The 20,936-nt window shown below is 61.6% G+C and carries 21 protein-coding genes, 2 tRNA genes and 1 riboswitch; of the genes, 10 read left to right on the forward strand and 13 right to left on the reverse strand.

The features are described from left to right. Positions 1–339: 339 nt before the first annotated feature. Positions 340–2,586, reverse strand: a complete 2,247-nt coding sequence (gene metE, locus HMPREF2129_RS07535) for a 5-methyltetrahydropteroyltriglutamate--homocysteine S-methyltransferase (protein ID WP_034664993.1) — start codon at positions 2,584–2,586, stop codon at positions 340–342. A 16-nt stretch (positions 2,587–2,602) separates the two neighbouring features. After that, a complete protein-coding gene (locus tag HMPREF2129_RS07540; RefSeq protein ID WP_034664996.1) occupies positions 2,603–3,562 on the reverse strand; it encodes a methylenetetrahydrofolate reductase in 960 nt (319 codons plus the stop codon). 285 nt (positions 3,563–3,847) lie between these two features. Between HMPREF2129_RS07540 and HMPREF2129_RS10665 the strand changes: the two genes are divergently transcribed. Continuing rightward, entirely contained in the window at positions 3,848–4,504 is a 657-nt protein-coding gene (locus tag HMPREF2129_RS10665) for a flagellar basal body-associated FliL family protein (RefSeq protein WP_052092990.1), read from the forward strand. Here the strand turns inward: HMPREF2129_RS10665 and HMPREF2129_RS07550 are convergent, their stop codons facing one another. Beyond that, entirely contained in the window at positions 4,505–5,080 is a 576-nt protein-coding gene (locus HMPREF2129_RS07550) for a TetR/AcrR family transcriptional regulator (protein ID WP_034664998.1), read from the reverse strand. A gap of 105 nt (positions 5,081–5,185) precedes the next feature. On the opposite strand from HMPREF2129_RS07550, the gene HMPREF2129_RS07555 reads away from it, so the two are divergent. Further along, complete coding sequence (locus tag HMPREF2129_RS07555; RefSeq protein WP_052092992.1) at positions 5,186–5,878, forward strand: ABC transporter ATP-binding protein; 693 nt, start codon at positions 5,186–5,188, stop codon at positions 5,876–5,878. After that, on the forward strand, positions 5,875–8,019 hold the full coding sequence (locus HMPREF2129_RS07560) for a YhgE/Pip domain-containing protein (RefSeq protein WP_052092995.1): 2,145 nt from the start codon (positions 5,875–5,877) through the stop codon (positions 8,017–8,019). Before HMPREF2129_RS07555 ends, HMPREF2129_RS07560 begins: the two co-directional genes overlap by 4 nt. 293 nt (positions 8,020–8,312) lie before the next feature. Here HMPREF2129_RS07560 and HMPREF2129_RS07565 read toward each other — a convergent pair whose 3' ends face one another. From HMPREF2129_RS07565 to gyrA, 8 genes are all read right to left on the reverse strand, one after another. Continuing rightward, positions 8,313–9,611 carry an alpha/beta hydrolase gene (locus HMPREF2129_RS07565; protein ID WP_034665001.1) on the reverse strand — a complete coding sequence of 433 codons (1,299 nt, stop codon included), beginning with the start codon at positions 9,609–9,611 and terminating at the stop codon, positions 8,313–8,315. A gap of 175 nt (positions 9,612–9,786) precedes the next feature. Further along, complete coding sequence (locus HMPREF2129_RS07570) at positions 9,787–10,440, reverse strand: response regulator transcription factor (RefSeq protein WP_034665003.1); 654 nt, start codon at positions 10,438–10,440, stop codon at positions 9,787–9,789. Continuing rightward, the gene (locus HMPREF2129_RS07575; RefSeq protein WP_034665006.1) at positions 10,437–11,468 is read right to left on the reverse strand and encodes a histidine kinase; all 1,032 of its coding nucleotides are present in this window, start codon (positions 11,466–11,468) and stop codon (positions 10,437–10,439) included. Before HMPREF2129_RS07575 ends, HMPREF2129_RS07570 begins: the two co-directional genes overlap by 4 nt. Further along, on the reverse strand, positions 11,465–12,154 hold the full coding sequence (locus tag HMPREF2129_RS10670; protein WP_052092996.1) for a CPBP family intramembrane glutamic endopeptidase: 690 nt from the start codon (positions 12,152–12,154) through the stop codon (positions 11,465–11,467). Before HMPREF2129_RS10670 ends, HMPREF2129_RS07575 begins: the two co-directional genes overlap by 4 nt. 140 nt (positions 12,155–12,294) lie before the next feature. Further along, positions 12,295–12,367: transfer RNA gene (locus HMPREF2129_RS07585), tRNA-Ala, on the reverse strand. 12 nt (positions 12,368–12,379) lie between these two features. After that, positions 12,380–12,456 (reverse strand) — tRNA-Ile (locus HMPREF2129_RS07590). Between the two features lie 63 nt (positions 12,457–12,519). Continuing rightward, the gene (locus tag HMPREF2129_RS07595; protein ID WP_034665008.1) at positions 12,520–12,876 is read right to left on the reverse strand and encodes a DUF3566 domain-containing protein; all 357 of its coding nucleotides are present in this window, start codon (positions 12,874–12,876) and stop codon (positions 12,520–12,522) included. A gap of 3 nt (positions 12,877–12,879) precedes the next feature. Continuing rightward, positions 12,880–15,393, reverse strand: coding sequence for a DNA gyrase subunit A (gene gyrA, locus HMPREF2129_RS07600; RefSeq protein WP_408605839.1), 2,514 nt, complete (start codon positions 15,391–15,393; stop codon positions 12,880–12,882). 167 nt (positions 15,394–15,560) lie between these two features. Between gyrA and HMPREF2129_RS07605 the strand changes: the two genes are divergently transcribed. The 7 genes from HMPREF2129_RS07605 (at position 15,561) to tenA (ending at position 19,480) form a co-directional block, all read left to right on the forward strand. Beyond that, positions 15,561–15,785, forward strand: a complete 225-nt coding sequence (locus HMPREF2129_RS07605; RefSeq protein WP_034665013.1) for a hypothetical protein — start codon at positions 15,561–15,563, stop codon at positions 15,783–15,785. A 12-nt stretch (positions 15,786–15,797) separates the two neighbouring features. Continuing rightward, the gene (locus HMPREF2129_RS07610) at positions 15,798–16,055 is read left to right on the forward strand and encodes a hypothetical protein (protein ID WP_034665016.1); all 258 of its coding nucleotides are present in this window, start codon (positions 15,798–15,800) and stop codon (positions 16,053–16,055) included. A gap of 59 nt (positions 16,056–16,114) precedes the next feature. Continuing rightward, complete coding sequence (locus HMPREF2129_RS07615; protein WP_034665018.1) at positions 16,115–16,462, forward strand: hypothetical protein; 348 nt, start codon at positions 16,115–16,117, stop codon at positions 16,460–16,462. 262 nt (positions 16,463–16,724) lie between these two features. Then, positions 16,725–17,168, forward strand: coding sequence for a DUF6918 family protein (locus HMPREF2129_RS07620; RefSeq protein WP_034665020.1), 444 nt, complete (start codon positions 16,725–16,727; stop codon positions 17,166–17,168). 50 nt (positions 17,169–17,218) lie between these two features. Next, positions 17,219–17,315: riboswitch (TPP riboswitch) on the forward strand. Continuing rightward, the gene (gene thiD / locus HMPREF2129_RS07625; protein WP_084576674.1) at positions 17,304–18,158 is read left to right on the forward strand and encodes a bifunctional hydroxymethylpyrimidine kinase/phosphomethylpyrimidine kinase; all 855 of its coding nucleotides are present in this window, start codon (positions 17,304–17,306) and stop codon (positions 18,156–18,158) included. (Overlaps the previous riboswitch by 12 nt.) Continuing rightward, positions 18,151–18,810, forward strand: a complete 660-nt coding sequence (locus HMPREF2129_RS07630) for a TenA family protein (protein ID WP_034665023.1) — start codon at positions 18,151–18,153, stop codon at positions 18,808–18,810. Before thiD ends, HMPREF2129_RS07630 begins: the two co-directional genes overlap by 8 nt. Before the next feature lie 4 nt (positions 18,811–18,814). Further along, positions 18,815–19,480 (forward strand): thiaminase II, encoded by a 666-nt coding sequence (gene tenA, locus HMPREF2129_RS07635; protein ID WP_034665025.1) that lies wholly within the window; start codon positions 18,815–18,817, stop codon positions 19,478–19,480. A 50-nt stretch (positions 19,481–19,530) separates the two neighbouring features. Here the strand turns inward: tenA and HMPREF2129_RS07640 are convergent, their stop codons facing one another. Together HMPREF2129_RS07640 and HMPREF2129_RS11140 are read right to left on the reverse strand one after the other, a co-directional pair. Continuing rightward, complete coding sequence (locus HMPREF2129_RS07640) at positions 19,531–20,430, reverse strand: alpha/beta fold hydrolase (protein ID WP_052093002.1); 900 nt, start codon at positions 20,428–20,430, stop codon at positions 19,531–19,533. Between the two features lie 121 nt (positions 20,431–20,551). Continuing rightward, positions 20,552–20,936, reverse strand: a 385-nt coding sequence (locus HMPREF2129_RS11140; protein ID WP_198021538.1) for a hypothetical protein, incomplete at its 5' end; no start/stop codon positions are given.

Consider the following 20,936-nt stretch of genomic DNA (forward strand, 5'->3'; position numbering starts at 1 on the left):
TACGGAGCGATGACGCTCCTCTACGGCAGGTAGACGGCAGATAAACCACCACCACGCACCACATGTCGAAAGCCAGCGACAGCTGGCCTTTCGCCATGCCCAAAAAAAGCTGGTTTGACGATGGCGATCGCCGCGGGGCAAAACCCCAGGACACTGTTCGCAGTTCGGGGCGATCGTCAAACCGGGTCATCCAACCCGATCATCCAACCGGAAAATCAAACCGGCCCATGGACACACAAGCCCCGGCCGCCAGAAAGGCTGACCGGGGCAAGGTCACTGCAACGCGATGACTACGGCGCGGTGACCAGGACGCGATGATGAGGCGCGGGCGGGCGGAGACTAGAGCCCTGCCACGACCTCGTCGCGGGCGGCGACCATGTTGACCAGGGACGGCTCGACCTCGGCGTAGCCGCGGGTCTTCAGTCCACAATCCGGGTTGACCCAGAGGCGGTCAGCCGGGACGTTGACCAGGGCGGCCTTGATCAGTTCGACGATTTCCTCCTTGGACGGGACGCGCGGGGAGTGGATGTCCCACACGCCGGGGCCGATTTCGGAGTGGAAGGTCTCGTCGATGTCTTCAAGCAGTTCCATCTTGGAGCGTGCGGCCTCGATGGAGGTGACGTCGGCGTCGAGCCCGGCGACGGCGTCGATGATTTGGCCGAACTCGGAGTAGCAGAGGTGGGTGTGGATCTGGGTTGAAGGCTCTGCCTGCAACGACACGAGGCGGAAGGCACGGACAGCCCAGTCGAGGTAGGACGGGCGGTCCTCGGCGCGCAACGGGAGGAGCTCGCGCAGGGCTGGCTCGTCGATCTGGATGACCTTGATGCCGGCCTTCTCCAGGTCAGCAACCTCATCAGCCAGGGCCACACCGATCTGGTCGGCGGAGACGCTAAGCGGGACGTCGTCACGCTTGAAGGACCAGGCCAGGATGGTGACGGGTCCGGTGAGCATGCCCTTGACTGGCTTGTCGGACAGGGACTGGGCGTAGGCAGACCATTCGGTGGTCATGGCCTCCGGGCGGGAGACGTCGCCAACAACGATTGGCGGACGGGTGCAGCGGGAGCCGTAGGACTGGACCCAGCCGTTTTCGGTGACAACGAAGCCGTCGAGAAGCTCGGCGAAGTACTGCACCATGTCGTTGCGCTCGGGCTCGCCGTGGACGAGGACGTCGAGGCCAAGGCGCTCCTGGAGCTCGATGACGTTCTTGACTTCCTGCTTGAGGGCCTCGTTGTATTGCTCGTCGGTGAGCTCGCCGGCGCGGTGGTCGGCGCGTGCCTTGCGGATCTCGGTGGTCTGCGGGAAGGACCCGATCGTGGTGGTGGGCAGAAGCGGCAGGCCAAGTGCCTTCTGGGCTTCCTGGCGCTGCGCGAACTCCGGCTGGCGCTGTACGGTGCCGGACGGCAGGGCCTCAACACGCTTCACGACGTCCGCGTTGTGGATCCGAGTCGACTCCGCACGGGTGCGTGCTGCGCGGTCGGATCGGCCGAAGGCTTCCGGTGCTTCGGACTCACCGGCGACGAGGGCCTTGATTTCCTCGATCTTCTCGTCGGCGAAGGAGAGCCACGGTGCGACCTCAACCGGGAGGTTCCTCTCGGCGTTGAGGGTGTGCGGCACGTGCTGGAGGGAGGTGGAGGTGGACACGGAGGTGGCGCCCAGCTTGTTCAGCACCTCGACTTTGTCGCGGAGGTTGGCGGCCCAGACGTTGCGGCCGTCGATAAGCCCGGCAACGAGGGTGGTGTTCTTGCCGGCGAAAGCTGCGGCGACGCGGGAGGGGTAGTCGGCGTCAGCGTCGAGGGTCCACGGGGACAGGTCAACGTGGACAGCGTCCGGTGCAACAGCAGCCAAGGCGTCGAGGCCCTTGCGTGCGGAGCCGTACGGGGTGGTCACGTAAACCTTCGGACGGTTCTCCGCGCCCAAAAGGCGGGACCATGCCTGCTCGGTGTACTTGGCCAGCTCTGCGTCCGGGGTGGACAGGTCGGCGACCAGTGCGGGTTCTGCAACCTGGACCCATTCGACGCCGGCTTCCTTCAGTGCAGCGAAAACGGTGGCGTAGGCATCCACCAGGGAGTCCAGCAGGGACCACTCGACAGGCTTGGACAGGGCGAGCAGGGTAACCGGGCCGACAAGTGCCGGGCGGACCTTGTGTCCGGCTTCCTGTGCCTCGGCGACAAGCCGAAGCACGCGCTCCGGCGCCGGGGTGATGGCCTGACCAGCCTCAACCTCCGGCACGAGGTAGTGGTAGTTGGTGTCAAACCACTTGGTCATTTCCAGCGGTACGCGGGTGTCGTTGCCGCGGGCGAGGGCGAATTCCTCGTCGAGGTCGGTGCCGCCGGCGATGAGGCCGACGGTCAGGCCGGTCTCGAGGACCTGGTCGTAGTAGGCCACGTCCGCGGGGATGGCGTAGTCCTCGGTCAGGCCGAGGTCGCGCAGGTGGTTGTAGGTGTCAATGCGCAGGGCGCGGGTGGTGGTGCGGAAGGTCTCCGCGTCGATACGCCCAGCCCAGTAGGACTCGAGTGCGCGCTTGAGTTCGCGGTTTTCGCCGATGCGAGGGTAGCCCTCGATGGTGGCCTTGGGGAAAGTGGTCACTTTTACTCCTTTATTCCTAGTTTTTGGGTTCTATGCCGAGCCGTGACAGTAGGTCTTGTGTCACTGCGAGGTTGTTGTGGGTGTAGATGTGGAGGCCGCCCACGCCGGCGTCGAGAAGTTTTGCGGCGAGTTCGACGGTCAGCTCCATGCCGGCCTCATATTCGTCTTCGGCATTTTGCAGCTTTTCGACGACCCTTTCCGGCACCTCAATCCCCGACAGCACGCCCATGCGCTGAGCCCTTTTCAGGCTGGTCATAGGCATGATGCCGGGGATCAGGGGGATTCTTACGCCCGCCATCCGGGATTGCCCGACAAAGCGGAGGTAGTCCTCTGCCTCGAAGAAGAGCTGGGTGATGGCAAAGTCCGCGCCGAGGCGCTGCTTGGACAGCAACACGTCCAGGTCCAGGTCCGGGGTGGCGGATTCGGCATGGCCGGAGGGGTAGCACGCCACGGAGAGAGCGAGTTTGCCGGCGGCGAGGCGGTACGCGTTTTCGTCCTCGATGTCCTGGATGAGGGTAAGAAGTTGGGTGGCGTACTGCAGGTAGCCGTCTGGGAGGCTAGTTTCGCCTTCGGGCAGGTCCCCGCGCAGGGCGAGGAAACCGCGCACGCCGGAGTGGATGAGGCGGCGGATCCAGTCCGCGAGCTCTTCCTCGGTGCCCGCGGTGCAGGCGAGGTGAGCAATGGTGCGCAGGTTGGTCTGCGCGTTGAGGCGAGCGATGAAGTCGGCGGTGCCCTCCAACCAGCCGGAGCGGTGGGAGCTGGTCACGGCGACATAGTCCGGCTCGTAGGCGTTGAGGCCGGCGATGAGGTCATTAAGTTTCGCCTCGTCTGCGTCATGCCGTGGCGGGATGAGCTCGAAGCTCAGTGCTGTGCCGGCACGGTGCGTGTGCTCGGTGGGCAACGTTTCTGCTGCTTCGTCGAGGAGGTCCAAAGGCGCGGATGCAGACAGCCTCGACGAGAAATGTCCTTCAGTCAACGAAGGAGTCCTTTCGGCTCGTCGATGAGTAATACATTCTGGCTGGGCTCAGCGCGTGAATGTTTGTGAATCTAGTGTGACGGGTGAAAGGGGCCAATCTCTTCCCCTCCCCCACGCTCTATCAGTGCAGATCATCGACGATTCTGTGATGAATATAAATTCCCGCATGGCTCTCAAAATGAACCGCTCGGTCCACTTTTTGCGGCAACTGTGGCACCGCTTAGTCCTCTGTGAGTTTTCATTAGGGTGGTAGGCACACAACCGACTGAAAGGTAGATCCCCGGCATGAATCTTCGCACTCTTGGTATGGCGTACAAGGCAGCGTCTCTCCTTTACGGCCGCTACCGCGACATGAATGATGAGCAACAGCGTGACGTCTATGAGGCGATGCGCGCCCTGGCACGTCCGGCCAGCACGAATGAGAAGGGCGAGCCTTTCGACACAGCACGCCTCCAAGCCGGTGCGCTGACCCGCGCGGCGCATGACCGTTTGGATGCTCGCCGCGCCCAGTTCCGCAAGGAACAGGAGGAGAAGGAAGCGCGGAAGGCAGCAGAGAAGCTGGCCAAGAAGCAGAAGAAGAAAGAAAAGAAGAGCAACGTTGGCCGCGCTGTCGGCGTGCTGGGTCTGCTCGCCGGTATCGCCGGTGCGGTGTGGTACTTCCTCTTCCGTGAGGACGCGTCGGCCCCCGCCAAGCCCACCGCCCCTGCGAAGCCTGCATCCCCCTCGGTGCCGGCTCCCATGACCACCCGTGATCGCCTTGCTGGTGCCGAAACCGGCACCAGCAATGCCAGCAGCGAGGCCAGAAGCCACCACGGCCCGCTCAGCGAGGAGCCAGCGGAGCGGGATGAGGAGCTGCTGGCCAGCATCGATGAGCAGCTGTCCAGCCTGGATGCTCTGGCGGATGATCAGCGTGAGGGAACTGAGCCGCGCAACAACATGTAGCTAGCCAACATGTAGCTCGTCCGCATTCCGCCATGCGGTGAGCAAACGACCCACCAGCCGGTTTTGGACGTCGGGGTGGTGTTCCCCGAGCTTGCCGCCGAGTGGGCGGGTGACCACGAAGACTTCCTCGGCGAATTCCTGTGGAGTCAGGTCGCGCGGAACCAGGCCGGCGGGAACGGCGAGGTCAAGGGCGGTTTGGAAGGCCGCGATGGTTTCATCTCGTTTGGCTGCTAGCTCGGGATTTTTAGCCAGGTCTTCCGCCGCGATGGCCGCCACGAGTGGCCATGCACCTAAATCAAGGAGCCTCCATACAAACCTGTCCCACTGGGCGCGGGGGTCAGTGTGGAAGTTTTCTTTGAGTTCCTCGATGAGCAACCCAATGTCCGTGAGCATCTGAATACCGCAGGCAACGTCGAGGTCACCACGGGTAGGAAAGTTGCGGTATAGGGTAGCAATACCGACCCCGGCGCGGGATGCGATGGCTTCGAGGGTGACCGTGGTGGAGGGTTGGGAGCGGAAGAGGGTACAGGCGGCGTCGATAAGCTTTTTGCGCCTTAACACTGCATCCGATCGCATGATATCCGCCTTGACTTAGATAAACTCGTGGTGAATGATACCCGGAGGAGAACTGATAGTCTATCCTCCGCTTAGACTTCGAAAGAATTACAGGGGCACATACAAGTGGAACCCATTTTTCACGTGACGGACCTTGTCGTCCGCAAAGGCGACGAACCGCTGACGTTCAACATTGGCGACGGCCTGACTCTGCTGATCACGGAGCGCGAGTCAGGCTCATCAACGCTGTGCATGACCTTGGCGGGACGATTCAAGCAGTACAGCGGCGCGATTGCACTGAGCGGGGCGGACACAACTCCACGCGAGCGCTTCAAAGACGTGGCCATGGCCGGGATGACCATGCTCGACGGCCTTGAACGCCAAATGGACACCCGCCATATCCTGCGAGAACAGATCGCCTGGAGTCAGCCCTTCTTCAAACGTGTCCCGCGTGATGTGCTGGCACACCCGAACGTCGAGCCGTGGCTAGACGTGCTCAGCCTGGAAGACCTGGACGTGTCCTGCAAGATCGGCGATTTGAGCGTGGAGGACCGGTTCCGCCTTCGCGTGCTGCTGGCGCTGGTCTCGCGGCCGGATGCGAAGGCCCTGGTGATCGACGATATTGATCAGATCCGCAGCCTCCGCCTGCGCGCGGAAGTGCTCGATGACCTGGTCAAGGTGTCCCAGCACCTGCCGGTGTTGGTCAACTCCGTCAACGAGGATCCGGATAACCACGCGGATGCGATTGTGGATCTGCGGCACGCCTTGGAGGCCTCAGAGGCCTCCAAGGACGCAAAGGAAGAGCAGGTGAACGCATGATTTCAGGCCTGAACGTAGGCACGCACTTCCGCAAACTTCTGCGGGGTGTGCTGCCGCCGCTGGCGCTCATTGCCATTACGCTGCTGCCGCTGCTTTTCGGTGGCCTGTTCGTGTGGAGTTACTGGGACCCACTGGGAAACCTGAACAAGATCCCGGTGGCATTGGTCAATTCCGATGAGGGTGCCAAAGGCCCTGATGGGCAGGAGGTACGCGCGGGCGACCAAGTGACCAAGGAGTTGCTCAAGGTTGAGCCGATGAACTTCGTGGAAGTCTCGGCGCAGGATGCCATCGAGGGCATTGGCAACGGCACGTACTACCTGGGCGTGGAGATTCCCAAGAACTTCTCCGAAGCCGCAGTGAGTGTGAACTCGGATGACCCCCATCCGGCGAAGATCAACGTGACGTTGAATAACACGAACGGCTTCATCCCCACCATGCTGGGTAACCAGGTCACGCGCGTGATGACCTCGGTGATTAGTGGGACCGTGGGCGAGCAGATTTCGCGCCAGATGTTCATGGGGTTCAACACCATCGGCGATGGCATGGACCAAGCAGGTGAAGGTGCGGACAAGCTTCACGACGGCACCGGCAAAGCCCGCGACGGCAGCCAACGCCTCGACGACGGCGCGAACAAACTCAACGACGGCGTGCAGGACGCGGTGCAGAAAGTGCCCGACCTCGTCGATGGTGTCACCCAGCTCGACGACGGAGCTCACCAGCTTAATAATGGCGCACAGCGCCTCAACGACGGTCTCGGCCAAGCCTCCGACGGTGCCGATAAACTTGCCGACGGGCTAGGCCGCCTGCGCGATGGCACCAACGAACTGGGTGCGGGTGCTGCCGCCATCGCCGAAGGCGTTGATCGAGTCACTTCCGTGGGTGATCAGATTGCCGGATTGCAGGATGCATACAACCAGATCAATGGTGCACTTGACCGCGCGATTGAGGACTTAGAGCGGGTGGGTGGCCCGGCTGCACGTGACCTTGTGGCACAAGCACGCCAGGCCCAGGAAGCAGCTGGTATTCCGGTGAACCCAGAGGCACGGCAGATGATCGATACTGCACTGGACCCGGCCACAATCACCCAGTTGCGCGCATTGAAAGACGGCGCGTTCAGGCTGTCGGATGAGCTAAATAACCCGGCTGCTCAGTTCTTGGGTGGTATCAATGCCGCTGCTGACGGTGCGCAGTCTCTGTCTAATGCTCTGCACTTGCTTCATGATGGTTCCGGGGAATTGCTCACGGGCACCTCCCAGCTCAGTGACGGCACGAGCCGCCTCGTCGTCGGCGTGCGCACGCTGTCCGAAGGTTCCAACGTTCTTTCAGACGGCACCCAACAACTTGTCGCCGGTATGGATGAGCTGAACAGCGGCCTTGTACAACTAGATGATGGCTCCGGTGAACTCGCGTTAAAACTCAACGAAGGCGCTGACCAGGTCCCGCGTTTTGACGGCAAAAAGCTCGACTCCGCCTCCTCCGTAGCCAGCTCCCCCGTCCGTCTGGAAAACGCCGGGGATGATGTCTCCCTGTTCGGCGTGGGCCTATCCCCCTTCTTCCTCTCCCTCTCTCTGTGGTTCGGCGGGCTGATCATGTTCATGGTGTTCAACCCGATTTCCCGGCGCGCCATTGACTCCGGTGTAAGCCCGCTGCGCGTGGTGTTGAGCTCCTGGATCCCCGCCGCCGCCCTGGGTGTGATTCAGGCTTTCCACCTGTGGTGGATGCAAAACCTCGTCCTCGGCGTCAATGCGGAGCACCCGGTGCAGATGTTCTTCGCCCTGGCGTACGTGGCCATCATCTTTGTCACGGCGATCCTGGCTATCTACGCCATCTTCGGGCCCTCCACCGGCCGTTTGATCACCATGATCCTCATGTCACTGCAGCTCGTGGCGTCCAACGGCCTGTACCCGCCGGAGGTGCAACCGAAGTTCATCCAGTGGGTGCACTCCTGGGACCCCATGCGGTTCTCTGTGGACCTCATGCGCCACGTGCTCTTCGGCACCGCCCCTGGGGATCACCGCGTCACCGTTGCTCTCACCGTGCTCACCTCGGTGGGTGTGGTGTCCTTCCTCATCGCCATGGCTGGCTTCTGGAAGGAACGCGTCGTGGTGGACAAGCACATCCACCCCGAACTCGAGGTCTAACACTCGTAGAGCAGCTTCGACGAGTGTTATCTCAGCCGCCCCCTCATGACGCCGGTGCCCCATGTCACGTGAATAAAGTGATACCCACGTTGACTCAGGTAGGTGCAAGGCTCGGGGTTGGGGTGCAAACCATGATGAATGAACTGCAATAAACGAATTCAAATAAGCCAGGTCGCGGCTCGCCGACTAGGTAGCTGCCCGCGAATCCACCTGGTTTATTGCAGTTCATTCATTGCAGTCTGCGTTGTGGGGCCACGCATCCGATAGCGGGCACCACCCCGCAGGCGCACGCGCTAGGACAGAATCTCCCGCAGGAACGGCACCGAATCCACTGTGGACATGTTCACCGTCCCACCGTGATCAGCCGGGTACCACTTGACCACAACCTTCTGGTTCCGCTCCGAACCGATAAACTGCCGCAGCCACATCTCTGAGTTCAGAATGAGCCCGATCGGGGTGGGCACGTCCTGGTCTTGGAGACCGTGGCCGAGGAACACCGGCTTGTCATATCCAGCGACGGGGGTGCCCATGAGGTCACGCGTCGCCTGTTCCAGACCGGGAACGCTGCGTAGTGGCTTGGAAAACGCCCGCGCCAGGTTCGTCCCCGCTGCCGCGTCCCGGACCTCCTGGAAGCAGCTCTTCTTCGCCTCCGTGAGCATGCGCTTCCCGTCTTCCGTCAGCACCGAATCCAGATCCACGTGCGGGTAGGCCTCTTGCACCGCTGTCAGAATGTACAGCCCATAGGTGCTCAGCGCCGCTGGCAGTGGCACCGGAGGGAAGGTGGGCCCACCAGCGATGATGATCTCCTCCACGTATGCCGGCGCGCCCGTGGCCACCGCACCGCGGTAGTCCAAGCCGAGCTGCTGGCTGCGCGGCGTCGCACGGTGCGCCACGTGCAGCGCCACTCCCCCGCCCTGCGACTGCCCAATCACGGCCCACCGCTTAGCCAGCACCGATCCATCCGGTCCCTGCGTGCCCGCCATCGCGTGCGCCGCCGCCACGGAATCCACCACGTTCGCCGCCGCGACCTTGCCGTTCAGGTAGCTGTGCAGCCCCGGCGAATCCAGCCCCACATAATCCGTGGCCACGATCGCGTACCCCTCGTCGAGCCAACGGTTGAGGTACTCCGCATCACGCGCCGATCGTGCGTTTATCGACGGCGCACACTCATCCCCCAACCCCACCGTCCCATGCGCCCACGCCAGCACCGGCCAACCGTCCTCGGGTTTCTCCCCCTTGGGCAAGAACACTGCTCCGGTGCTCGTCGCTGGTTGTCCGTGCTGATCCACCGTCGTGTACGCCACCCTGAACTGCTTCGATGCGCTGCTCAACCCCACTCGCGCATCCAGTGGCACCTCCGCCAGGACGGTGCCGGGCTCACCACTCGGCGCCACCGCTGGCAGACCACTGCGGTACACCGCTGTTTCGCGCGGAGCCACGTCCCGCATCGGCTCCCCCGCCTTCACCGAGGACATCGGCGTCAGATCCGCCACCGACCCAAATGGTGTGGCCGCCGCCTCCGGCACCAAACCCGTCACCCCGAGGCCAATGGTCAAGCTGACCGCAGCAACCGTCGATAAGCTTCTGCGCATATTTCCACCCTTCTAGATTTTGTGCATGAAATTTTCTTTCTTTGTACCCAAAACCCGGCGCGCGCGAGGCCACTTTGCACAACCCCGCCTCAAACTGCGAATCAAAGTCCGAAAGAGGATGAACACTTTGACAGTTTCGTTCACAGTGTGGACCGGCCAGGCCCCTTCAGCCACGTTAAAGATCCAAGCCGGCCTCCAACGCGGCGACGGCGAGGAGGGTGCGGTTGGTTATCCCTGTTTTAGCAAAGATGCGTTTGAGGTACGTGCGCACGGTCTCGGGTTCCACGACGAGGGCGGCGGCGATATCGCGATTACTCATGCCACGGGAAAGGAGGCGGATGACTTGGCGTTCACGGTCACTGAGGGGCACACGCAGGAGCGCAGCGCGGGTGGTGTTCTTGTCATGTGCCTGGGACTGCATTGTGTCGAGGACCCGGCGTGCTACTTCGGGGGCTAGGCACGCATTGCCCTCAAGAACTGCGTCAATGCCGGCGAGTACATCGCGGGGCGAGCAGTTCTTCAGAAGGAAGCCGGCGGCACTGAGCCGTAGTGCGGGTTCGACGTAGCGTTCCTCGTTGAATGCGGTGAAAACAATTACTTTCGTCTTCTGGGTATCTACCGCGCCGAGGACCCCCAGCCCGTCCAGTTCGGGCATGCGCATGTCCAGGAGCGCAACAGCGGGTTGGCGCAGGTTGATTTGCCGGACGGCCTCCGCACCGTCGCTGGCTTCGCCGACCACATGGAGGTGCTCGGTCAGGTCGATGGCGCGGTGGTAGATGGTGCGGAGTTCGGAGTTGTCATCCGCAAGCACAATGGTGTGACGGGTCATGCTTGTACTTGCCTTTCAGGCGTGACGGGAAGGCAGACCTCCGCGCTAAACAAGCCGTCCACGCAGCCCCACCGCGCGCTCCCGCCGAGGGCTTCCGCGCGAGCCGTGAGGTTCATCAATCCTCCGCCCCGGGCTGGGTCGACGGCGTTTGTACAGCGCACCACCCATTGCCCGTCACAGTGTTCAAAATGCAGGGCGCATTGCTTGTTAGCGCCATATTGCCTCACATTCCTCACCATCTCCTGCACAATTTGCACGGGTATCTCACCTCCGGGAATTGAACCGTGGACAGTGATGTCTAAACCAGCAGCCCGGTCGGCAGCGATGACCTCGTGGATGGTCAGCGCAGCGGTGGATTCAAGCGAACCACCCGAGCTTTCCCCGCTACCGGTGTAGGCCTCCACGATCTGACCCAGCGCGGTAAAAGCGGCTTCGGCATGCCGGTCAATGCGGGTGAGGCAGTCTTGAATCCCCGCGCTCTGGGCCACCTGTGGTGACATCAGTAACAGCCCTGTTTCAGCCCGGATGATAGACATGCTGTGGCCTATGCCGTCATGCAGTTCACGGGCGGTATGCTGCGCAAACGCGACTTCGGTTTCGCGGGTATCCAGGTGCCGCTGGTGGCCCTCGGCCTCAGCGATGATCAGGCTGACCAGCACTGCCACCGGTGCAGCGCCCAGTACCCCGACACCGTCGACAGCGATGAGCGCACTTGCGATGACTGCGACCCACAGGGCAGGCAGCCAGCGCCGGATGGCGCGCCAATGTTCAACCGCGATGGGGATGAGGCTCCACGAAAAAGCAATGAAAGGGTCATTGATACTGCCGAGCGACCAGCCCACAACCGTCGCGACAAACACCACCACCGGAACCGCCCGTGGCCACCGTCTTCTCAGCGCAACCGCAACCGCAACACCAACGCACAGCGCAACACTGCCCACGGTGTAACCCCCACGCGGGAGCCAAAGCCAGGTGGTGATGAGGGTGGCCACGGAGGCGTCGATAAGCAATGAAAAGCGATTCATCATTGAGCCAGAAGAGAAAGCAACGAGAAGGAGTTCATCCCTGCATGCAGCAGAAATGACAGAACAATACCACCCTTCCAAGCGATCAGCCCGAAACCAAGCCCTGCAAAAATATGCGGCACCACAAACACCAACTCGGCAGCTGTCAATCCATCGGCGTGCACCAGTCCGAAGATGAGCGATGACGCAGCAATCACCCACACAGGCGACCACCAACGTAGAAACAGTCGCATCAAAAACGCGCGGAAGAACAACTCCTCCCCCAGAGGGCCGGCAACACCCATCCACAACAGGCTGACCGGCGCCGGAAGACGTGAGAACACATCACCCACTGCGGCATCGTTGCGCAACACATAATCGTCCAACCCCAGGACGCCGTGCAGCACGCTGAAAACCAGACTGCCCACCAGCAGCGCTCCGAAGAAAAGCCCCAAAGCTTTGAGCATTATCGACGGTCCCCGCACCACCTCTCGCACACCCCGCGCATCATGCCTAATCACACCCCAAAACGCCCACACCCCAACGCACGCGATGAACACATTGGCCGGCGCAGCAACGGGTGGTTCAACGCGTAAGAAATAGCCGCGCACACCCCACGCCACATACACAGTGGCAAAAACCCACATCCCCGGCGTAATCCGTGTCGACGCGAAAGCCGGAATCCATTGCGCATTGAGCTTCTTCACCATGGATGTCAGCTAACCGGCCGCCCTCCCGCGTCGGCGTCCCCCGAAAGGGGACAATTTCTAAGTCTGGTACGCGCAGGCGAGGGTCGGGGGAGAATGCGGAAACCCGCCAGCCAATCACGGCTGACGGGTTCCACGTGCTGTGGAGCATAGGAGAATCGAACTCCTGACCTCCTCCTTGCAAGGGAGGCGCTCTACCAATTGAGCTAATGCCCCTTTGTTCCGAATTGGTGGGCCTAGCAAGAATCGAACTTGCGACCTCATCGTTATCAGCGATGCGCTCTAACCGACTGAGCTATAGGCCCGCTCGGAACTTCTAGAACATTACCCAGGCGACCCGCACAAACACAAATCGCCTGGTTAGCGTCCTAAACTGCGTGTGTTTTTCGGTTGTTAGCCAGCTGCACGTCAACGCCACCGACAAGTCCGGTGAGGGCGTTGTAGATGTAGGCGGTGAGCGGGGCCAGTAGTGCCACGAACATCACGCCGATGGCGCCGAGGAGAGCGGCGATCGCGAGGACGAACGGGAAGTTAATCGCCGTGTCCCCACCTACGCCGCTGATCAGGGAGTTCATGGAGTCGACGACGCCGAAGGCGTCGACGGCTATGTACAGAATTGTTACCGCGATGAGCCACGCGGCGAAGCCGACGAGCGCCATGCAGATGCTGATTTTGAAGGCGCTCATCGGGTCGACCTGCGTTACGGTCACTTTGCGTGAAGCCATGGGTTACTCCTTAGATTCCGAAGCAGACTCCGCCGGTGCGGACTCGGAAGACGTGGGAGCAGCACCCGCCACGTCCTCGAGGGTCTTTTCGCCCTTGGCTACTGCGGTGGCTTCTTCTTCGCCTTCGTCTTCGACGTTGACGTCGATGGCCAGCAGGTCAACATCGTCGGCAAGATCCACGAGGCGGACGCCCATGGTGGCGCGCGAGGACGGGCGGATCTGGTTGACTTCGGTGCGGATGACGCCGCCGGCGGAGGTGATGGCGAAGATCTGGTCGTCTTCTTCCACGGCCAGGGCGCCGATGAGCTTGCCGCGCTTCGGGGTGTACTTGAAGGTCATGACACCAAGGCCACCGCGGCCTTGCGGGGAGTATTCCTCGATCGGGGTGCGCTTGCCGTAGCCGCCGGAGGTGGCCACGAGGAGGTAGTCGCCGTCCTTAACGGTGGTCATGGCCAGCAGTTGGTCGTCGCCGCGGAAGCGCATGCCCTTCACGCCGGCGGTTGCGCGGCCCATGGGGCGCAGCTGGTCATTGTCCGCGGTGAAGCGGATGGCCTGGCCCTGTTCGGAAACGAGCAGGATGTCGCTGTCTTCGCTGACCAGGGATGCACCGATGAGGGCGTCGCCTTCGTTGAGGTTGATGGCGATGAGGCCGGCGGAGCGCGCGGACTCGTAGTCGGTCAGCCGGGATTTCTTCACACGACCGTCGCGGGTGGCCAGGACCAGGTACGGGGCGTCCTGGTAGGTCTGGATTTGGATGATCTGCGCGATCTTTTCTTCCGGTTGGAATTCCAGCAGGTTGGCCACGTGTTGGCCGCGTGCGGTGCGGCCGGCCTCCGGCAGTTCGTACGCCTTCAACCTGTAAACACGGCCGAAGTTGGTGAAGAAGAGGATCCAGTCGTGGGTGGAGCAGATGAAGAAGTTCTTCACCACGTCGTCCTGCTTCAGCTCAGCGCCGCGCACGCCCTTGCCGCCGCGTTTCTGCGACTTGTAGGCGTCCACCTTGGTGCGCTTGGCGTAGCCAGTGGAGGTGATGGTGACCACGACGTTTTCGCGCGCGATGAGGTCTTCTTCGGTCACATCGCCGGTTGCGGCGACGATTTGGGTGCGGCGTTCATCACCATGCTTATCGACGACCTCCTTCAGCTCCTCCGCCACAATCGCCCGCTGACGCTCCGGCTTGGCCAGGATGTCTTTGTAGTCGGCGATCTCGGCCTCAATTGCGGCGAGGTCATCGACGATCTTCTGGCGTTCCAGGGCTGCCAGGCGGCGCAGCTGCATGGCGAGGATGGCGTCGGCTTGGATCTCGTCAACGTCGAGAAGCTTCATCAGGCCTTCGCGTGCTTCGTCGACCGTTGGGGAACGGCGGATGAGCGCGATGACCTCGTCGAGCATGTCCAGCGCTTTGACCAGGCCGCGCAGGATGTGCGCGCGCTTTTCCGCTTCGTCGAGGCGGAACTGGGTGCGGCGGACGATGACCTCGATTTGGTGGGCCACGTAGTAGCGCAGCATTTGGTCGAGGCGGAGGGTGCGGGGCACGCCGTCCACAAGCGAGAGCATGTTGGCGCTGAAGTTGGATTCCAGCGGCGAGTGCTTGTACAGGTTGTTCAGCACAACGCGCGGCACGGCGTCGCGCTTGAGGGTGATCACGATGCGCATGCCCACGCGGTCGGAGGATTCGTCCTCGATCTTGGAGATGCCGGTGAGCTTGCCCGCGGAGACCTGCTCGGCGATGCCGGAGATGAAGTTATCCGGGTTGACGTTGTACGGCAGCTCCGTGATCACGATGACCTGGCGCGTGCCCACTTCCTCGATCTCGCTGACACCACGCATGCGGATGGAGCCGCGGCCGGTGGTGTAGGCATCCTTGATGCCCTGGTCACCGACTATGAGGCCGGCGGTGGGGAAATCCGGACCCTTGACGCGTTCCATGCACGCATCGAGCGTGGTCTTCTCATCCGCGTCGTGGTTGTCCAGAATCCAGTAGATGGCCTCCGCCAGCTCGCCCAGGTTATGCGGCGGGATGTTGGTGGCCATACCCACGGCGATACCGGAAGATCCGTTGAGCAGCAGGTTCGGAACACGGGACGGCAGCACGTCCGGCTCCTGCGCCTTGCCGTCATAGTTCGGGGAGAAATCGACGGCGTTCTCACGGATATCGCGCACCATCTCCATGGACAGTGGCGTCATCTTGCACTCCGTGTAACGCATGGCCGCCGGGCCGTCATTACCGCGGGAGCCGAAGTTACCTTGGCCGTCTACCAGCGGGTAGCGCATGACCCACGGCTGGGCGAGGCGCACCAGCGTGTCATAAATAGCGGAGTCACCGTGCGGGTGGAACTGACCCATCGTGTCAGACACCGGGCGCGCGGACTTTACATAAGAACGCTCCGGGCGGTAGCCGGAGTCATACATTGCGTAGATGATGCGGCGGTGCACCGGCTTCATGCCGTCGCGCACGTCAGGTAGTGCGCGGCCGACGATGACGCTCATGGCGTAGTCGATGTAGCTGGTCTGCATCTCCTCATTGATGTCAATGGGGAGGATGCGGTCGCCGGCCTCACCGCCGAAGATATCGTCACTCAAGGTGTTGGCCTTTCGGTTAGAGATAGATCCTCTAGGCAGTTTACGCGCCTTCTGCGCCTTTGGGCCCACGCCATGCGGTATCAGAGTGATACCATCGCTCCATGGCTATGACGCTCAGGTTGTCCGCTGAAGAGGATCGCGCCCTCGTTCTACTCGCCAGTGCGTGGGGTTGCAGCAAGCAAGAAGCAGCGAAGCGCTCCATCGCCATTGCCGCCTCCAGATTGCTTGACGACGCCTCCGTGCACTCCCTCGCCCAACACACCATCCCCGGCCGCCCCGCCTTGGCCGCCCGCATCCGCCGGGCGCGGCCGCATGAGGCGGAGTAAAACGCTGAGCCGATGACTCCCCTTAGTCCCGAACAACTGCTCATCATCGCTGATGAGGCCTGCGCGAAGTGGTCCACCGCCGTTCGTAGTTTCTCCGCTATCTGCGCTGCCGCTGCCATCCCCGGCGCACGGATCGAAGGCATCCCCGTCTTCGACTCCCCCACCGCAGCCGCCACTGCTCTTGCCCGCGGCATCGAACGCCTGGAACCGCTCACGGCTTTTAACAAGGAGTTCGCCATTGTCGCCACGGAAATCTACCTGCGCCGCTAACACCGGCTGGTACACCTGATCACTTTCAGCGGCAATCTCTCCGGGGTAAGATCCCTGGCATGAAGAAGCTCACGTCTACTGCCCTAGCAGCCGCACTGTCCGCGTCCCTCTCCGCATCCCTGCTGGTCGCCCCCACCGCTGTAGCTGCTGAGCAGACCACCAGCAGCTCCACCGACTCCGTACGGAAGAACAAGGACAATGCCGGGGAACTTCCACCGGGAGTGGAGCTGCCGGAACAGCCACCATTTGGCAGCGCCTACACCGGTCTCGCACCACTGTCCCTGTTCCTCGCCTTCGCCGCCACAGCAGGTGTGCTGGTGCTGGTCGCCCAGATCCCGCCGGTAAAGGCAGAGTTGGATCGCCTCAAGGAGCAGTTCCTCCCACCGCAGCAGCCTCAGAACCGCTAAATCCCCGGATCTCCCGGGCCCTACATACCCCCGTGTGGCGTATCCACGATCAGCCTGTTACATTTGTTGCTGTTGTGGTTGCAGTGACTGGTGTTAAATAGCCAAGTGGAACTGTGGCGGAAGAACTGCAACTTAACCTTTCAGTCCCGCTGGCCGAGTTGGTCAGCGGGACTTTCTCGTGCAGCCCCCGGAACTACCCCCGAAGCACCCGACCGAGCCCTGATTATGTCCTCACGGACGGGAAGTCCTTAAAGTAAAGATCATGACTGATTTGAACTCACTCCTTGAAGGCCCCGTCCGCGAAAAGGTCGTGGCAAGTCTCGTTGCCCTGGCAGAAAAGACCACGGACAACTTGTCTGGACTCACCGGTATGGCAGTGAAGTCGGCGCTGGCTGCCGCGAAGAAAGCTGACGCAGACGCACTGACAAAGGGCATCCAGCAGGTGCTGCCCAGCATTGTGAAGGAACTCAACCCGCATTGGGCCACCTACAAGGGCGACGCGGGCCAGAACGATTTCGGCGCCTACCTCGCGGCACATAAGGATGAGGTGACTGACTCAGTACTCAAGATCGGCGATGCGTTTGCAGACAAGGCACCGGCTGCAGTGGGCAAGGTGTACTCCTCCATGCGTGGAAAGATCGCCGGCATTGTGACACCGGCGCTGCCGGAGCTGGGCGAGGTCCTGGAAGAACACGCTCAGGCATAATCGCCACCTAAATAGGCCCATGGCTACCAGGAGCTTGGTAGCCTAAGCCTTTGTAAGACACGGGGTGCCGCACACAGGCGGCTGAGATCACACCCGTTGAACCTGATCGAATTAGTATTCGCGGAGGAATTGTCTGTGACTGACACACGTGTACCTATAACACGCATACCTAACGTTCTAACTATTGCCGGCACGGACCCATCGGGCGGGGCCGGCATCCAAGCTGACCTGAAGGCGTTTTCAGCCGCGGGCGCTTATGGCATGAGCGTCATCACCGCTGTTGTGGCTCAGAACACCCAAGGCGTGCGCTCCATCCGAACGATGGACCCGGACTTCGTCTTTGACCAAGCAGCAGCAGTGTTCGAGGACGTTCAGGTGGATGCAGTGAAGATTGGCATGGTGGCCAACGCCGGCATCATCGAAGCAATCACGAAAGCCTTGGACACATACACCGACCGGGCAACCTGCCCGGTGGTTCTTGACCCGGTGATGGTGGCTAAAAGTGGGGATAGTTTGCTCGACGCGGATACGGAAGGCGCATTGCGTGAGCAGCTGGTGCCCCGCTCCACGTTAATTACACCGAATCTGCCCGAAGCGTCCGTGCTCCTCGGTTTGGAGGGGGAGATGGATGGGGTGGATGAGATGCGAGGGAACGTCGATAAGCTTCTTGCTCTTGGGTGTGACTGGGTGCTGCTCAAAGGCGGCCACCTGGAGGGACACACGAGTGAGCTGAGCACCGACATCTTGGCGGGCCCGGACACGCGCGTCGAACTGACCGCCCCGCGCATTGCCACAACGAATGATCACGGCACTGGTTGCACGTTGTCCGCCGCCATCGCCGCGCGTTTGCCGCGCATGGACATGGAGCCCGCGGTGCGTGAGGCAAAAGAATACCTCACGGCGGCGCTCAAGCACGCTGACCAGCTCAATGTGGGCCAAGGCCACGGCCCTGTCCACCACTTCCACAATCTTTGGGGGAACAATGCCTAGATTCACAGAAGAATTGCGCGACGCTCACCGCGAAACGTGGGACGCCGCCATCAATCACCGCTTTGTGCAGGAGCTTTTTAGCGGCACGATCCCCAACAACGTCATGGCCGGCTACCTGGTGCAGGACTACCGCTTTTTGGACAGTTTCCTGCAGTTGCTCGGCGCAGCGGTGTCCACGGCGGACGATCTTGCCCCACGCCTGCGTCTGTCCCAGTTCATCGGCGAGGTCGCCGGGGATGAGAACACGTACTTCCTGCGCTCTTTTGAGGCGCTGGGTGTGACCGAGGAGCTGCGTGCCAACACTCCGGACTCCCCCGCGTGCGTGGGATTCACCGGCCTGATGCGCGAGGCAGCGGAGACCCGCTCCTACGCCGCGGCACTTGGTGTGCTCGTGGTGGCGGAATGGCTCTACCTCGACTGGGCCATCAAGGCCCCGGAAAAACGCCCGGAGAGCTTCGTGCACAACGAGTGGATTGAGCTGCACGATTACCCGGAATTCCACGACCTCGTGGCCTTCCTCCGCAGTGAGGTGGACCGCCTGGGCCAGCGCAGCGAGGACGATCGCAAGATCATCAGCGACTATTTTGGCCGTGCCGTGGCACTTGAACTGGACTTTTTCAATAATTCCTACGAGCAACCCCTCGAGGTTTAAGACGATGAATCTTCTGGAGCTACTCAAGCAGGATGCCCCCGAGTGGGACGCGTACATTCACCACAAGTTCGTGGAGGACCTCGGCCAGGGCACGCTGCCACTGCCGGTCTTCCAGGATTACCTGGTGCAGGACTACCTCTTCCTCGTGCAGTACGCCCGCGCTAACGCGCTGGCCGCCTATAAGGCCCGCACCCTGGGTGAGGTGGAATCAGCCGCACAAGGTCTGTCCGCCACCATCCATGAGACGAATCTGCACCGCCGCCTGACGGAGCGCTGGGGCATCACCAGCGAGGAACTCGACTCCGCGCCGGAGAAGCAGGCCACCGTCGCCTACACCCGCTACGTGCTGGACACCGGCATGGCTGGGGATTTGCTGGAGCTGCAGATCGCCCTGGCCCCCTGCCAGATCGGCTACGCCGAAATTGGCACCTACCTGGAGCCGAAGCTCGCCGCAGACCCGGATCATCCGTACGCCGAGTGGATCCAGGAGTACTCCGGCGACGATTTCCAGAATCAGGCCAAGTACATGACCTCGCTTCTCGACGATCTCTTGGCCACCCCCGCCACCAACATCACGGGCACGAAACGCTACGAGCGCCTCCTGGATATCTTCCGCACCGCCACCCGCCTGGAAGCGGACTTCTGGCAGCAGGCCCTCGACGCGCAGTAGATACCCGCACCGCCCAACCTGTAGAGGCTTGAACAGCTTCTACTGAGCCTCTATAGAGCCTCCACGAAGCGATCTAGTCGGTCCGCAACCCGCCCCGGTGTGCGCGCCCAGCGCGTGTGCCCAAGGCCACCGTTGATCTGTTCAACGTGAACAAGATCCGGGTTGAACTTTTCGGCCAGCCACGCGGCGGAGGCCAAAGTGCAGTCCTCATCATCCGTGAACCGGGTGAGCAAGATAGGCACGGTGACCTCTTTCATCCTTGCCTCATAATCCATGTCCTGCCCCCGCAGATTGGCCAACGAATTTCTGTGGCAGAACCTCGTCCACTCACGCACATGCACATCTGACTGGCGGCCGTACCCAGGCAGATCCACCCGCCCCGCTGGCCAGAACCCAAAGAGCGTGGACACCGCCGACATGAACAAACTGCCATAGGCCACCCGGCGACGATCCGCACCCACAAAGCCTTCCACGTACGGGCTACCGGCACCCACACCCATCATTCCCACCACGTTCAGCTCCTTTGCCTCTGGACGGGCAAGGAACAATGACCCCACCTGGCCGCCCATGGAATGAACCAGAAGCAATGTCGGATAATCCTCCGGCAGATCCAACGCTTCCTTCGCTGCCCGGATAGTTATTGGGTAATCTTGCGACGCAGTGTCATGGTAGCCCCAGCGCGATCGGCGCGTCGCCTTCGCGTTACTCCTCCCCTGCCCGCGGAGCTCCCCAATCACCACCGGGTAGCCTCTGTTGGCCAACTCCTGTGCCGTCGGCCGAAAATACCGTGCTCCCATGCCAAAGCCCGGCCAAATAGCCACCAGTGGCTTTGGCTCCTTCCCCACCACACGTTGTGGCGGGAAGACATACACCGGTGACATCGTTCCATCCGGTAGAACAACAGGGGCATCAACGAAGATGTAGTCGTTCGACTGACTGGTTTCGCGCATGTGGATAGTGTGCCAGATCACACACGTCGATAAGACAAACGGCCGCCCAAGCATCTGCTTGAACGACCGTTGAGCTATCAGCCGGCGAGAAACCGCCTCACTGGGCAGTGCCTAGAACGGCTCACTTAGCAAACTCATCTGCGCTGTCGTGGGAGGAACCATCTTCAGAAGACCCATCACCCTTGATGGAGGTCTTCGCTTCACCGACCTCATTGCTGCACCAGTCAAACAGGACGAAACCTGCGGCAACCAGCGCCAGGATCACACCAGCACCCTGACCCAACTTCTGCACCATCGGATCATTCACAAACCCCTGCAACTGACCATTGGCCTCATTCAGACGACGACCAATCTCACCGAACTGCTCACCGTACTGCTCATTGACCCGATCGTGCCTCTCACCAATACGACCATGCACACCATGATCATCAGAATTATTCTGCCCGTGACGACGCATCTCCTCTTGCACACGAGCATTAATCTGCTGGTTCAAACCATCCAACTGG

Origin of the sequence: Corynebacterium tuscaniense DNF00037 (assembly GCF_000759055.1) — a bacterium.
GTDB lineage: Bacteria > Actinomycetota > Actinomycetes > Mycobacteriales > Mycobacteriaceae > Corynebacterium > Corynebacterium tuscaniense.

What these genes read in the sequence shown, in the direction of transcription:
- HMPREF2129_RS07595 (WP_034665008.1), bottom strand. Translation starts at nt 12,876, where the DNA reads ATGGCTTCACGCAAAGTGACCGTAACGCAGGTCGACCCGATGAGCGCC.
- HMPREF2129_RS07565 (WP_034665001.1), bottom strand. Translation starts at nt 9,611, where the DNA reads ATGCGCAGAAGCTTATCGACGGTTGCTGCGGTCAGCTTGACCATTGGC.
- tenA (WP_034665025.1), top strand. Translation starts at nt 18,815, where the DNA reads ATGAATCTTCTGGAGCTACTCAAGCAGGATGCCCCCGAGTGGGACGCG.
- HMPREF2129_RS07610 (WP_034665016.1), top strand. Translation starts at nt 15,798, where the DNA reads ATGACTCCCCTTAGTCCCGAACAACTGCTCATCATCGCTGATGAGGCC.
- HMPREF2129_RS07570 (WP_034665003.1), bottom strand. Translation starts at nt 10,440, where the DNA reads ATGACCCGTCACACCATTGTGCTTGCGGATGACAACTCCGAACTCCGC.
- gyrA (WP_408605839.1), bottom strand. Translation starts at nt 15,393, where the DNA reads ATGCAGACCAGCTACATCGACTACGCCATGAGCGTCATCGTCGGCCGC.
- HMPREF2129_RS07560 (WP_052092995.1), top strand. Translation starts at nt 5,875, where the DNA reads ATGATTTCAGGCCTGAACGTAGGCACGCACTTCCGCAAACTTCTGCGG.
- HMPREF2129_RS07620 (WP_034665020.1), top strand. Translation starts at nt 16,725, where the DNA reads ATGACTGATTTGAACTCACTCCTTGAAGGCCCCGTCCGCGAAAAGGTC.
- HMPREF2129_RS07605 (WP_034665013.1), top strand. Translation starts at nt 15,561, where the DNA reads ATGGCTATGACGCTCAGGTTGTCCGCTGAAGAGGATCGCGCCCTCGTT.
- HMPREF2129_RS10670 (WP_052092996.1), bottom strand. Translation starts at nt 12,154, where the DNA reads ATGGTGAAGAAGCTCAATGCGCAATGGATTCCGGCTTTCGCGTCGACA.
- HMPREF2129_RS07640 (WP_052093002.1), bottom strand. Translation starts at nt 20,430, where the DNA reads ATGCGCGAAACCAGTCAGTCGAACGACTACATCTTCGTTGATGCCCCT.
- HMPREF2129_RS07630 (WP_034665023.1), top strand. Translation starts at nt 18,151, where the DNA reads ATGCCTAGATTCACAGAAGAATTGCGCGACGCTCACCGCGAAACGTGG.
- HMPREF2129_RS07575 (WP_034665006.1), bottom strand. Translation starts at nt 11,468, where the DNA reads ATGATGAATCGCTTTTCATTGCTTATCGACGCCTCCGTGGCCACCCTC.
- HMPREF2129_RS07615 (WP_034665018.1), top strand. Translation starts at nt 16,115, where the DNA reads ATGAAGAAGCTCACGTCTACTGCCCTAGCAGCCGCACTGTCCGCGTCC.
- HMPREF2129_RS07550 (WP_034664998.1), bottom strand. Translation starts at nt 5,080, where the DNA reads ATGCGATCGGATGCAGTGTTAAGGCGCAAAAAGCTTATCGACGCCGCC.
- HMPREF2129_RS10665 (WP_052092990.1), top strand. Translation starts at nt 3,848, where the DNA reads ATGAATCTTCGCACTCTTGGTATGGCGTACAAGGCAGCGTCTCTCCTT.